We start from the raw sequence: 12,175 nt of genomic DNA, 5'->3' as shown, positions 1-12,175 counted from the left end.
GTCCAACATGGGCAGAATGTGTACTATAGGTGCAAGTCCTTTCTCTCCGCCACTTTTTATTTCCCTCAGTTTACAATCAACATCAATACAACCGATGATGGAATACAATTCAAAGAAATTATCATTGTTGATAATTACACACCTCCCAATATTAAAAATTACCTATCCTGATTTTCCAATAAAGCCGTTATCTTTAATGTCATAATAGAGTTCATCTCCTCTATAAACGTAGTAAGAGAATGAACTTTTTAAAAGAAATATTCAAGCCTTGCTGTGATAAAGTCCCCCCTTTCTTCATTTGCAAATTGTTGCTTGGTTAGCCTCTCTGTTGACTTGGAAGATTAAAAGTATATTAGGCAGAAGTAATATCAATATCACTCAGTGACAACCCCATCAACACGATTGCGGATAAACATAAATAAGGCCCAAATGCGATAAATTCAGGGTAAGACTTCCTTTTCAAACCCACCAGCATAAATCCTAACAGACCAGATAATGAAGCCATCAGCATCAGTATTGGTATCATTTCCACCCCTAACCATGCACCAATGGCTGCGGTTAATTTAAGATCTCCATAGCCTATCCCCTCTTTCTTGAAGGTATATCGGCACAACCAATACAAAAACCATAAAAATAGATACCCTGATATGGCGCCGTATATTGCACTCTCTATTGGAACCAGATTAGCATCAATATTAAATAAAAGCCCAATCCATAATAAAGGCAGTGTAATAACATCCGGCAAACTATACGTTTTAATATCAATAACTGATAATAATAGCAAAGTGCTACAGAAGAACATTATTATTATACAATCTAAGTTAGTTAAAATAACAAATTACCTTTTACGCCAGTAAATACTATGACTTTATAAAAGTTTCTTTATGAAAAGCCACCTTATAAAACACTCCTTTGTAAATAACATCCTTGTTACTGTCTTCTTTCCATATTTCCCAATATCAATCAGGACAGGAGGAATACTAATTTTTTATTCCCATCATTGGCAACAGATATTTATTTAAAACAGCAATTACTAAATAAATATGCGAGCCAACTCGCAAGAAAATATCTTGTATTCCCTAAGGTAAGAGATAGCTTGATCACGCAAACAGCGCTCATTTATCATGGCGATGAATCAATTTTGTCATGTGGCTGTTTGCGCCATGCCGGAAACATCCGGAAAAAGAAGGAAAGAAGAAATATGCGAATTCCCCGCATCTATCACCCTGAACCGCTCTCAGCAGGGGCTAAAATCTATCTGAGCGATGATGCAGCCAATCATGTTGGTCGCGTACTCAGAATGAGTAACGGGCAGGCATTACAACTCTTTGATGGCAGCAATCAGGTTTTTGATGCAGAAATCACTGAAGCCAGTAAAAAAACAGTTCAGGTGCGTATCCTTAGTAGCCAATTATCAGATCATGAATCCCCCCTGAACCTGCATTTGGGGCAAGTCATGTCCCGCGGTGAGAAAATGGAATTTACAATCCAAAAATCCGTGGAACTCGGTGTCAGCACTATCACACCATTACTTTCTGAACGTTGTGGTGTAAAACTGGATGCGGAAAGGCTGGAGAAAAAATTACAACAATGGAAAAAAATTGTCATTTCTGCTTGTGAACAGTGTGGACGTAATCGTATTCCTGAGATCCGTCCGGTCATGTTACTTGAAGCATGGTGCAAGGAAAATGATGACAGCCTAAAATTAAATCTGCATCCCCGTGCGAACCAAAGCATCAATACCCTCCCGCTGCCCGTGGAAAAAGTACGCCTGTTAATTGGGCCTGAAGGAGGATTGTCCGCTGAAGAGATTGAAATGACAGCAAAATATCAATTTACTGATATCCTGTTAGGACCTCGCGTCCTGAGGACAGAAACTACGGCACTCACCGCAATTACCGCACTGCAAGTACGTTTTGGTGATCTGGGTTAAGGAGAAGAAATGATCAAGCTCGGTATAGTGATGGATCCAATTTCATCCATCAAAATCAAGAAAGACACTAGTTTTGCCATGCTGTTGGAAGCACAAAAACGTGGCTGGGAAATCCATTATATGGAAATGAACGATCTCTACCTGTACCAAGGAGAAGCCCGTGCCCGCACCCGTTTGCTCACAGTAGAAGAAAATCCACAGCAGTGGTACCAGTTTGGTAGTGAACAAGAGATAGCCCTTGATACTTTGCAAGTCATTCTGATGCGCAAGGATCCGCCTTTTGATACTGAGTACATTTATGCTACCTATATTCTTGAAAGAGCTGAAGCTAAAGGCAGCCTGATTGTTAATAAGCCTCAAAGCCTGCGCGACTGCAATGAAAAGCTATTTACCGCCTGGTTCCCAGAGTTGACACCCGATACACTGGTAACTCGTAATGCAAAAAATTTACGCGAATTCCACCAAAAACATGGCGATGTAATTTTTAAACCGTTAGATGGGATGGGAGGCGCTTCAATTTTTCGTCTGAAGCAAGATGATGCCAACGTCGGGGTAATTATTGAAACCTTGACTGAACATGGCAGCCGTTATTGTATGGCTCAAAACTTCCTGCCAGCCATCAAAGATGGTGATAAACGCGTATTGGTTGTTGATGGTGAACCTGTACCTTATTGTCTGGCGCGTATTCCAGCTCAGGGAGAGACTCGTGGCAACCTTGCAGCCGGTGGACGTGGAGAAGCCCGCCCATTGTCAGAAAGTGATTGGGCGATCGCCCGTGCAGTTGCTCCGGTCTTAAAAGAGAAAGGGTTAATCTTTGTTGGGCTAGATATCATTGGCGATCGTTTAACTGAGATTAACGTCACCAGCCCGACTTGCGTTCGTGAAATAGAGGCTGCATTCCCTGACATTTCGATTACTGGCATGTTAATGAATGCTATCGAAAAACGATTGGAAAAACAGATAGCATAATAGTCCGAACAACTTTCGTTTCCTGGCAACATTTGCCATTTATAATAAGTGCCCACATACTGGTGGGCCAAATCACTCTTACATTGCCAAAATAATTATCAGAAAACACATGAATCTACAGCACCATTTTCTTATTGCCATGCCTTCGCTCTCTGATCCTTATTTCAACCGCTCTGTAGTTTATATCTGCGAACATGATCAAAACGGGGCAATGGGATTAATTATCAATAAGCCAATAGCCCAAGTTTCTATCCAGAATATCTTACAGAAGTTGGATATCGCCCCCGAAGACAGAGACATTACTATCGATCTCAATAGACCAGTAATGGCTGGCGGGCCTTTATCTGAAGAGCACGGCTTTATTCTGCATACACCACAATCAGGTTTCAGCTCCAGTATCCAGATCTCTGATGAAACCATGATCACAACCTCCAAAGATATGCTGGAAGCACTGGGAACTCCCCGTCAGCCCAAAAATGTGTTGATGACTCTCGGATATTCAAGTTGGGAAACAGGCCAATTAGAAAAAGAAATTATGGAAAATAGCTGGCTGACTGTCAGTGCAGAACTTTCTATCATTTTTAATACCCCTATTGTTGATCGCTGGCGTGAAGCCGCGTCTCTGTTAGGGATCAATATTTATAATCTCGCATCACAAGCAGGACATGCCTGATGAAAAACCGCACTATCATCGCCTTTGATTTTGGTACGCGCAGTATTGGTGCTGCCATCGGGCAAGAAGTCACGGGTACAGCCAGAGCACTATCTGCTTTCAAAGCCAACGAAGGCTCACCAAATTGGGAGCTTATCGGTAAATTGCTTAAAGAGTGGCAGCCAGATCTGGTTATTGTTGGCTTGCCACTCAATATGGATGGCACAGAGCAACCTGTCACCGCACAAGCCCGTAAGTTTGCCAATCGCCTGCATGGACGTTTTGGCGTTCAGGTTGAGCTGCATGATGAACGATTGACCACTGTGGAAGCCCGTTCTCATCTGTTTGATCATGGAGGCTACAAGGCGCTGAATAAAGGTAAGGTCGATGCAGCTTCTGCTGTTATCATTTTGGAAAGCTGGTTTGAGCAACAATATTCATAATAGCCATACTTATCTATAAGAAATGGCTATAACTACCTCACTATTACCAGCCACCCTCATCTGCCAGTAATCCTAACGATTTGCGCTGTTGTCGGCTTTGCTCGTAAGTTTGCATACCACAAGCAGCGCCTGTCTGCATTAATGTCGCTATTTGATGATTCTTACCTTCCCTAACCAAATGGCTGACGGCTTGATTGACGACCAGAACTTCATGAATAGCGACTCTCCCGCCTTCTCTGGCAGGAATCAGTTGTTGGGATATAACCGCTTTTAAACTGCCGGCTAATTGGCTACACACCCAATTTTTCTCTTCTGTGGGAAAAACATCAACCAGGCGATCTATTGCTTGAATTGCACCACGGGTATGTAACGTTGATAAAACCAAGTGCCCCGTTTCAGCCGCTGTCAGAGCCAGCCGAATCGTCTCTTTATCACGTAATTCGCCCAACAAAATCACATCCGGATCTTGCCGTAATGCACCTTTCAATGCTGTATGATAATCTGGTACATCTTTACCAACCTGCCTTTGCTGTATAAGGCAATTCCGGCTTTGATGAACGAATTCTATCGGGTCTTCCAGCGTGATGATATGTTTATTGCCATGGCTATTTAACGCATTAATCATCGCTGACAGCGTTGTAGATTTACCGCTTCCCGTCGCCCCTGTCACTAATATCAAGCCACTTGTCTCCTGCAAGGTAAGGCGTTGGATAATATCGGGGGCATACAGTTGTTCCAAGGTCGGGCATTGATCCGTAATTAGCCGCAATACCAATGACAGGTGAGATTGTTGATAAAAAAAATTGCCTCTTAGCCGCTGTTTATTTGGCATTTCCACGACAAAATCAACATGACCGTGCTTTTGTAACTGCTGCTTCTGAATTTCCGATAAGATTTCTTCGCTCCATGCCACAAGGGCATTGGGTTTAATCTCTTCCAGTTGCATCTGTGGGTATAACACACCATTAACGCGCAAAATCGGCACTTGCCCGATACAAAGATGCAGATCTGAAGCATTATGCTTTACACTAAGGGCCACCCATTTTTCCATATTCATTTTTTAATCTCCTGAGTCAATTATGAACAATATCGAACAAAATCTTCACGATGTCAGGAACCGCATTACACTTGCTGCTCAAAAATGCGGACGCTCTCCAGAAGAAATTACTTTACTTGCAGTCAGTAAAACCAAACCTACGGATGCCATCGCAGAAGCCATCACTAAAGGACAAAGGGAATTCGGCGAAAATTACGTTCAGGAAGGCGTTGAGAAGATCCAACACTTTTCCAACCATAATGATTTGGTGTGGCACTTTATTGGCCCATTGCAGTCCAATAAGAGTCGTCTGGTTGCAGAAAATTTTGACTGGTGTCATACCATTGATAGATTGAAAATCGCCCAGCGGTTAAGTGAACAACGTCCTGAAAATCTGGCTCCGCTCAATGTACTGATTCAAGTTAATATCAGTGGTGAAGACAGTAAATCAGGTATTTTGCTAAAAGAATTAATGGAATTGGCCGCCATCATCAATGCTTTGCCTAATCTGGTATTACGCGGACTCATGGCAATCCCTGCACCAGAAAGCGACGTTGAACGCCAAATTGCCGTTTTTCGCCAGATGGAACAGGCACTTATTGAAATGAAAACGCAATATCCACAAGTCGATACACTATCAATGGGCATGACAGATGATATGGAAGCCGCTATTACCTGTGGTTCTACACTTGTTCGGATTGGAACCGCAATATTCGGGGCTCGCCAGTACAAGTCTTAACTTAAGTTTTGCTGAGAAAAATACCTAACTTGATACCTCAAATTAACTGATCAATATGCGAGGTTGTTTAATGGAGAATTGCTTAATGGAAAATTATTTAATGGAAAGTCGTAAAATCACCTTTATTGGCGCAGGAAATATGGCTCATGCCATTATCGCCGGATTGGTCAAAAAAGGTTATCCAGCCGAACTCATTACGGCCTGTTCTCCAAACACAACCCGTCGTGATGTGTTGGCAAAAGAGTATGGTATTAATAGCCAAAGTGATAATATCCGTTGCGCACAGGAAGCCGATGTCATTGTGTTAGCGGTGAAACCCCAGATGATGGCGGAAGTTTGTCATTCACTACGGTCGCAAGTCGATTTCAGCCGAAAACTGATCCTTTCTATTGCTGCGGGTATTCCAACTGTTCGTTTTTACACACTGTTGCAGGATAATCTAAATATTATCCGTATAATGCCAAATACCCCTTCTCTTATCGGGCAAGGCGTCAGTGGGCTATTTGCACCTGATAACGTTTCTCAGACCGATCGCGAATTTGCAGCATCGCTGATGAGCAGCGTCGGTACAGTCTGTTGGGTAGATAATGAAAACGGGATTAACGATATTATCGCCGTTGCAGGCAGTGCTCCTGCCTACTTCTTCCTGTTCATGGAATCCATGCAACAAGAAGCAGAACGTCTGGGATTCGATAGCGAAACTGCCAGAAAACTTGTCCTGCAAGTCGCCATGGGTTCAGCTAAACTTGCTGAAACGCAAAAAGATCTCTCTTTTGCTATCCTGCGCGAGCAGGTAACATCTAAAGGCGGTACGACGGCGGAAGCATTACGCATTTTTTATGAAGGCAATCTGCCTGAAATTGTGTCTCGGGCTATGCAGGGAGCAATCCACCGAGCGCAGGAAATGGAAAAATTATTTTAATTCAATTGGTTTAATTTAATCAGGGCTGCTACATGCAATTCTTAAACTTCATCTTTTTCACAGTTCTGGATTTATATATTGCCGTTTTACTGCTACGAGTCTGGATGCAGTGGGTACGTTGTGATTTTTATAATCCATTCTCACAATTTATCGTTAAAATAACCCAACCTGTGATACGTCCATTGCGCAGAATAATCCCTGCCGTTGGCCCCATTGACACAGCGTCAGTTCTGTTCGCTTATCTGCTTGTTCTGGTCAAAATAGAATTACCGGTTTGGTTATCTACAGGTCAATTTTTAATTCCTGTTAGCCTGTTACTTCCTGTTGGGATTATTGAATTGCTGACCGCTGCCGGAAAACTCGTATTCTGGTTGGTGATTGCCCGTGCATTATTGAGCTGGATCAGCCAAGGCCGCAATCCTGTTGACTATGTTCTGATTCAATTGACCGAACCATTAATGGCACCTATCCGTCGTATCATCCCTTCTATGGGTGGTCTCGATTTCTCAGCCATGATTGTGATCCTCATCCTCTACGCACTGAACACTCTGCGTTATGACGTAATGGGTTGGCTGGCTACAATGCTCGCAAGTTAATGAGATACATCAGTTAATTGAATACATAGGTTAATTAAATAAATGGCAATGCAAAAAGTTGTTCTCGCTACGGGAAATGCCGGCAAAGTACGTGAAATGGCTGATTTATTGGCCGACTTTGGTTTAGATATCGTGGCTCAAACCGAGTTAGGCGTTGACTCTGCCGACGAAACGGGCCTTACTTTCATTGAAAACGCAATCATCAAAGCCCGTCATGCAGCAGCAGTCACCGGCTTACCTGCCATTGCGGATGATTCGGGGCTGTCCGTTGATGTATTAGGTGGTGCACCTGGCATTTACTCCGCCCGCTATGCGGGCAGTGATGCTTCCGATCAGGAGAATCTGGAAAAGCTGTTGGAGGCCATGCGTGATGTGCCTGACGAGCAACGTCAGGCACAATTCAACTGTGTTCTGGTCTATTTACGCCACGCCGAAGATCCTACCCCTCTGGTGTTTCATGGCCGCTGGTCAGGCATTATTACCCATGAACCAGCCGGAGAAGGCGGTTTTGGATATGATCCTGTGTTTTATGCACCAGAGTTTGGCTGTACCGCTGCCCAATTAAGCCGCGAGCAAAAGCATACCGTTTCCCACCGTGGGAAAGCGTTAGAGATGTTGCTGGAAGCCATGCGTAATGCTTAAGTTGCCACCTCTGAGTCTTTATATTCATATTCCCTGGTGTGTGCAAAAGTGTCCTTATTGTGATTTCAATTCGCATGCTTTAAAGGGAGATGTACCGCATCAGGAATATGTTGATCACCTATTGGCAGATCTACGCGCTGACCTTCCAATGATTGGTGATCGCGAGGTATCAACGATTTTCATTGGTGGGGGAACGCCGAGCCTGCTAAGTGCAGAAGGTATGCAGCGATTGCTTGATGGTGTCAGATCCTCACTCTCCCTCTCCCCACACGCAGAAATTACGATGGAAGCGAATCCCGGAACAGTCGAAGCAGATCGTTTCAGTGCCTATCAGCAAGCGGGCATTAATCGAATTTCTATCGGGGTACAAAGCTTCGGTTCGGATAAGCTGATCCGTTTAGGCCGCATTCACGGTCCGGAAGAAGCCAAGCGGGCAGCAAAATTGGCTGACGGGCTTGGCTTACGCAGCTTCAATCTGGATTTGATGCACGGGTTACCCAACCAGACTCTCAACGAAGCAGTGAATGATTTGCGTCAGGCCATTGAGCTATCTCCGCCGCATTTGTCTTGGTATCAATTAACCATTGAACCCAATACCAGCTTCGGCTCTCGCCCCCCTGTTTTACCGGATGATGACGCATTATGGGATATTTTTTCCCAAGGCCATCAATTACTAACGGAAGCGGGTTACCAGCAATATGAAACTTCGGCGTATGCCAAACCAGACTATCAATGCCAACATAACCTCAATTACTGGCGTTTTGGTGATTATTTGGGCATTGGCTGTGGTGCGCACGGTAAAATCTCGTTTGAAGATGGTCGCATTCTCCGCACAGTGAAAACCAAACATCCACGCGGATATATGCAGGGGCGTTATTTGGATCAGCAAAATCAGGTGGATAATGCAGATCGTCCATTTGAATTTTTTATGAACCGTTTTCGCTTACTGGAATCCATGCCACGTCAGGATTTCAGTGATTTTACCGGATTACCTGAAAGTGCAATTCGCCCACAAATTGATGAAGCACTGGCTAAGGGTTATATAACTGAAAGCGACACTCACTGGCAAATTACGAAACACGGAAAGTTATTCCTGAATTCCTTATTGGAGCTATTTCTCTAAGAATAAACTGCACCTGAAAATTGGGTGCAGTTTTTCTATATCATTTAATTCTTCCGGTCGCACGAGCGTAAGAAAATAATCCACCAGCAGAGACAATATTGGCAAGTTCACCAATAGGATCAGTTTTATATTTCTCACCCTTTTTCAGTAACGTCACTGTCTGGTTTTCAACATCAATCTCAATACTATCTCCCGTGACTAATTTGTCACACAAACGTTCCTGTGCAGCAATAGGCAATAACTGTCCGGTTGATACGCAATTTCGGAAGAATATTCGGGCATAAGATTGGGCAAGGACGACTTGCACACCAGAAGCCCCCAATGCAGCAACAGCATGTTCACGCGAAGATCCACAGCCAAAGTTCTGCCCTGCCACAATAATCGGATATTTCGCTTTACCCTTATCCTCATCAATAAAAGGCAAAAATCCTTCCGGTAATCCACACATCGCCAATGAAGCCAGTTGTGCATATCCTTCAGGTGTAGAAGGATTTACCTTGAGATATTCGGCCGAGAGAATCTGGTCAGTATCAATATTATCGGCCAATACATAAACCTCACCCCGAATGATATTTTCCTTTAACTCACTCATAAAAACTCCTCAGGATTTGTAATCTGACCTGTAATCGCTGCCGCAGCAACAGCATAAGGGGAAGCGAGATAAATATTGGCGCGTTTATGTCCCATCCTACCAACGAAATTGCGATTGGTTGTCGATATCACGGATATGGGATCATTGACTCGCCCAAAGGTATCTGGCGGGCCACCACAGCAGGCTGCACAGCCTGATTCTGAGGAAAGTTTCACTCCCGCGTCGCTTAAGATCTGATAGACAGAAACGCCATCAATTTGCGTAGTAATTGTTTTATGGAAAACTTCTTTTGTTGCAGGCACGGCGTAAGTTGGAATTGTCACTTTATGCCCTTTGATAATGCGGGCTGCCGCAACAAAATCCTCTAATTTTCCGCCAGTGCAAGAACCAATATAAGCTTGAGAAATTGCAACATTAGCAACTTGTTCAATGGAAACCACATTATCTGGAGAATGAGGTTTAGCTATTTTTGGCTGCATTGCGGAAACATCAATATTTAATACACGGCTATATTGAGCATCTTCGTCAGGATAAACAATCTCAAAAGGGACATTATTCCGTTCTGCCAGATAATCCAAAGTCGCCTGATTGGGAACCATAATGCCATTTTTCGCTCCACACTCAACGACCATGTTACAAATCGTCATGCGCTCTTCTACTGATAATTCATCAATGATATTACCGCCAAATTCTATGGCCTGATAAGTCGCACCATCAACGGTTAATTCTGACAGTACAGATAAAATCATGTCCTTCGCCAAGACATGGGCGGGTTTGTTTCCGGTAAAATTGACTCGAATCGTCGTGGGAACTTTGAGGGGAATTTCACCCGTACCTAACGCATAAGCTGCATCAGTAATTCCTAACCCAATAGCGAATGCACCAAAAGCACCGGCGGTTACCGTATGAGAATCCGTACCCAATAACACTTCTCCGGGGCGAGTGTGCCCACCTTCTGCCAGCCCTATATGGCAAACACCTTTATAATTGGGAGTTCCTACGTCATAAAAATATTTTATGTTCTGTTCAGCGGCAAATTCACGCATGACTCGAATATTCTGATTGGCTTGTGAATCTGCCGAATAGACAAAATGGTCAGGGATGAGAATAAAACGTTCGGGATCCCATATTCGCGCATCCTGACCGAACTCTTTTTTAAATACGCTGGCCACGCCCGGTGTACATGGGTCGTGAGACATTAGAATATCCACTTTCGCCCAAACCACTTCGCCTGGAGTGACGTGTTCACGCCCACTTGCCCGTGCAAGAATTTTTTGTGTGATAGTTTGGCTCATCTCACATTACCCCCGAAAGATTAAAACAGACTAGATAGATTGTAATCCTAACAAGATTACTACGCCTTATCGTAGGGAAATACCATTGTATCGCTCACTGTTTCCATGATGAGACAGTCGTTCGAAAAATGGGAAATTTCCGCCCCCTTAAATCTGGCACTTATTCTCCTGCATGTTTTCTTACGGAACAGTGATAAATAAGGAATATTGGCATGTCTCTGCACGATATGTGGTATGTTATAGGGCAATTTCCGGAGTAAATCATTAGGTTATTTCATGAATAATATTGATAATCTTACCTCAATGGTGGTTTTTGCCCGCGTAGTAGAAACGCTGAGTTTTACCGAAGCTGCAAAATCACTGAGGCTATCCAAGTCTTCCGTCAGCCGGGAGATTGCACAACTGGAGGTGAGATTAGGTACACAGTTACTCAACCGCACCACACGTAAAATTCAGGTGACAGAAGTCGGGATGAGTTATTACCAATATTGCCACCGGATTCTTACCGAAGCGCAAAATGCGGAGCATTTTATCCGCAATTTTCATGAAGAACCGATGGGAAGTTTACGCCTGATTGCTCCGGTATCTTTTGGTAGTCAATGTATTGTCCCTGCCCTGAATAGTTTTATTGCCGGCAATATTCATATCAGCGTTGATCTGGAACTGACCGACAGAACAATTAATATGGAAAAAGATCAATGCGATATTGCGATTATCATCGGGCGGGAAATGCCACATCATTCACTTACCACACCGCTGATTGATATCACTTGGGGACTTTACGCTACCCCGGACTACATACGCCAATTTTCCTCAATAGAAAAACCTGACGATCTTCCTCGTTACGATTACCTCCTTTTTCGTGGCCCTGCACATACGATTTCTCTCCCATTCCGCAAAGAGAGGCACAAGCTGGATATTGAAGTACGCAGCCGATTTCGCATCAATAATAGCGTGGCATTGATGAGCTCTGCGCTGGCGGGAGCTGGCATTGCCTATCTGCCGGACTATGTAGCCCACGAAGCCGTGGCAGAAGGAAAATTAATACGGCTTCTTCCTGAATGGAATATGGATATTTATCAAGCCTGGATATTATTTAAATCAGAGAGCACGCTATCTTCACGTGTACAACAGTTTGCTTACTCTTTGCAGAATAAACTGAAGCAAAATTTAGCAAATAGAAAAAGTTCGTAAGCAGAAAAAGCCATTGCGGGTACAACAGTACCCGCAAAA

At 43.7% G+C, this 12,175-nt stretch carries 14 protein-coding genes; 10 read left to right on the top strand and 4 right to left on the bottom strand.

The window, feature by feature from the left end; genetic code table 11:
* Positions 1 to 352 precede the first annotated feature (352 nt).
* Complete coding sequence (locus Xenpb_RS03520) at positions 353 to 802, bottom strand: A24 family peptidase (protein ID WP_187653123.1); 450 nt, start codon at positions 800 to 802, stop codon at positions 353 to 355.
* A gap of 399 nt (positions 803 to 1,201) precedes the next feature.
* Between Xenpb_RS03520 and rsmE the strand changes: the two genes are divergently transcribed.
* The 4 genes from rsmE (at position 1,202) to ruvX (ending at position 3,997) form a co-directional block, all read left to right on the top strand.
* On the top strand, positions 1,202 to 1,933 hold the full coding sequence (gene rsmE / locus Xenpb_RS03515) for a 16S rRNA (uracil(1498)-N(3))-methyltransferase (RefSeq protein WP_187653122.1): 732 nt from the start codon (positions 1,202 to 1,204) through the stop codon (positions 1,931 to 1,933).
* Between the two features lie 9 nt (positions 1,934 to 1,942).
* Positions 1,943 to 2,902 (top strand): glutathione synthase, encoded by a 960-nt coding sequence (gene gshB, locus Xenpb_RS03510; protein ID WP_187653121.1) that lies wholly within the window; start codon positions 1,943 to 1,945, stop codon positions 2,900 to 2,902.
* 109 nt (positions 2,903 to 3,011) lie between these two features.
* Positions 3,012 to 3,575, top strand: a complete 564-nt coding sequence (locus Xenpb_RS03505; protein ID WP_187653120.1) for a YqgE/AlgH family protein — start codon at positions 3,012 to 3,014, stop codon at positions 3,573 to 3,575.
* Positions 3,575 to 3,997, top strand: a complete 423-nt coding sequence (gene ruvX, locus Xenpb_RS03500; RefSeq protein WP_099115042.1) for a Holliday junction resolvase RuvX — start codon at positions 3,575 to 3,577, stop codon at positions 3,995 to 3,997. Before Xenpb_RS03505 ends, ruvX begins: the two co-directional genes overlap by 1 nt.
* A 43-nt stretch (positions 3,998 to 4,040) precedes the next feature.
* Here the strand turns inward: ruvX and Xenpb_RS03495 are convergent, their stop codons facing one another.
* Positions 4,041 to 5,054 carry a type IV pilus twitching motility protein PilT gene (locus Xenpb_RS03495; protein ID WP_187653119.1) on the bottom strand — a complete coding sequence of 338 codons (1,014 nt, stop codon included), beginning with the start codon at positions 5,052 to 5,054 and terminating at the stop codon, positions 4,041 to 4,043.
* Between the two features lie 22 nt (positions 5,055 to 5,076).
* On the opposite strand from Xenpb_RS03495, the gene Xenpb_RS03490 reads away from it, so the two are divergent.
* The 5 genes from Xenpb_RS03490 (at position 5,077) to hemW (ending at position 9,055) form a co-directional block, all read left to right on the top strand.
* Entirely contained in the window at positions 5,077 to 5,772 is a 696-nt protein-coding gene (locus Xenpb_RS03490) for a YggS family pyridoxal phosphate-dependent enzyme (RefSeq protein ID WP_187653118.1), read from the top strand.
* 100 nt (positions 5,773 to 5,872) lie between these two features.
* Positions 5,873 to 6,694 (top strand): pyrroline-5-carboxylate reductase, encoded by an 822-nt coding sequence (gene proC, locus Xenpb_RS03485; protein ID WP_187653308.1) that lies wholly within the window; start codon positions 5,873 to 5,875, stop codon positions 6,692 to 6,694.
* A gap of 32 nt (positions 6,695 to 6,726) precedes the next feature.
* Positions 6,727 to 7,290 (top strand): YggT family protein, encoded by a 564-nt coding sequence (locus Xenpb_RS03480; RefSeq protein ID WP_187653117.1) that lies wholly within the window; start codon positions 6,727 to 6,729, stop codon positions 7,288 to 7,290.
* A 48-nt stretch (positions 7,291 to 7,338) separates the two neighbouring features.
* Positions 7,339 to 7,932, top strand: a complete 594-nt coding sequence (locus tag Xenpb_RS03475; protein WP_187653307.1) for an XTP/dITP diphosphatase — start codon at positions 7,339 to 7,341, stop codon at positions 7,930 to 7,932.
* The gene (hemW, locus tag Xenpb_RS03470; protein WP_187653116.1) at positions 7,925 to 9,055 is read left to right on the top strand and encodes a radical SAM family heme chaperone HemW; all 1,131 of its coding nucleotides are present in this window, start codon (positions 7,925 to 7,927) and stop codon (positions 9,053 to 9,055) included. The genes Xenpb_RS03475 and hemW overlap by 8 nt, the downstream gene beginning before the upstream one ends.
* Before the next feature lie 40 nt (positions 9,056 to 9,095).
* On the opposite strand, the gene Xenpb_RS03465 is transcribed toward hemW, so the two are convergent.
* Both Xenpb_RS03465 and Xenpb_RS03460 read right to left on the bottom strand, forming a co-directional pair.
* Positions 9,096 to 9,647, bottom strand: coding sequence for a 3-isopropylmalate dehydratase (locus tag Xenpb_RS03465; protein ID WP_187653115.1), 552 nt, complete (start codon positions 9,645 to 9,647; stop codon positions 9,096 to 9,098).
* Positions 9,644 to 10,942 carry an aconitase/3-isopropylmalate dehydratase large subunit family protein gene (locus tag Xenpb_RS03460; RefSeq protein WP_187653114.1) on the bottom strand — a complete coding sequence of 433 codons (1,299 nt, stop codon included), beginning with the start codon at positions 10,940 to 10,942 and terminating at the stop codon, positions 9,644 to 9,646. The genes Xenpb_RS03465 and Xenpb_RS03460 overlap by 4 nt, the downstream gene beginning before the upstream one ends.
* Before the next feature lie 276 nt (positions 10,943 to 11,218).
* On the opposite strand from Xenpb_RS03460, the gene Xenpb_RS03455 reads away from it, so the two are divergent.
* A complete protein-coding gene (locus Xenpb_RS03455; protein ID WP_187653113.1) occupies positions 11,219 to 12,136 on the top strand; it encodes a LysR family transcriptional regulator in 918 nt (305 codons plus the stop codon).
* The last annotated feature ends 39 nt before the right edge of the window (positions 12,137 to 12,175 follow it).

It is taken from the genome of Xenorhabdus sp. PB62.4, assembly GCF_014467285.1.
Taxonomy (GTDB): Bacteria; Pseudomonadota; Gammaproteobacteria; order Enterobacterales; family Enterobacteriaceae; genus Xenorhabdus.
The sequence above is the reverse complement of the archived record's forward strand: the minus strand, read 5'-3'. Positions and strand labels throughout refer to the sequence as shown.

Bases quoted from the DNA above. Each gene is read 5' to 3' on its own strand.
- Xenpb_RS03520 (WP_187653123.1), bottom strand. From the start codon at position 802: ATGTTCTTCTGTAGCACTTTGCTATTATTATCAGTTATTGATATTAAA.
- rsmE (WP_187653122.1), top strand. From the start codon at position 1,202: ATGCGAATTCCCCGCATCTATCACCCTGAACCGCTCTCAGCAGGGGCT.
- gshB (WP_187653121.1), top strand. From the start codon at position 1,943: ATGATCAAGCTCGGTATAGTGATGGATCCAATTTCATCCATCAAAATC.
- Xenpb_RS03505 (WP_187653120.1), top strand. From the start codon at position 3,012: ATGAATCTACAGCACCATTTTCTTATTGCCATGCCTTCGCTCTCTGAT.
- ruvX (WP_099115042.1), top strand. From the start codon at position 3,575: ATGAAAAACCGCACTATCATCGCCTTTGATTTTGGTACGCGCAGTATT.
- Xenpb_RS03495 (WP_187653119.1), bottom strand. From the start codon at position 5,054: ATGAATATGGAAAAATGGGTGGCCCTTAGTGTAAAGCATAATGCTTCA.
- Xenpb_RS03490 (WP_187653118.1), top strand. From the start codon at position 5,077: ATGAACAATATCGAACAAAATCTTCACGATGTCAGGAACCGCATTACA.
- proC (WP_187653308.1), top strand. From the start codon at position 5,873: ATGGAAAGTCGTAAAATCACCTTTATTGGCGCAGGAAATATGGCTCAT.
- Xenpb_RS03480 (WP_187653117.1), top strand. From the start codon at position 6,727: ATGCAATTCTTAAACTTCATCTTTTTCACAGTTCTGGATTTATATATT.
- Xenpb_RS03475 (WP_187653307.1), top strand. From the start codon at position 7,339: ATGCAAAAAGTTGTTCTCGCTACGGGAAATGCCGGCAAAGTACGTGAA.
- hemW (WP_187653116.1), top strand. From the start codon at position 7,925: ATGCTTAAGTTGCCACCTCTGAGTCTTTATATTCATATTCCCTGGTGT.
- Xenpb_RS03465 (WP_187653115.1), bottom strand. From the start codon at position 9,647: ATGAGTGAGTTAAAGGAAAATATCATTCGGGGTGAGGTTTATGTATTG.
- Xenpb_RS03460 (WP_187653114.1), bottom strand. From the start codon at position 10,942: ATGAGCCAAACTATCACACAAAAAATTCTTGCACGGGCAAGTGGGCGT.
- Xenpb_RS03455 (WP_187653113.1), top strand. From the start codon at position 11,219: ATGAATAATATTGATAATCTTACCTCAATGGTGGTTTTTGCCCGCGTA.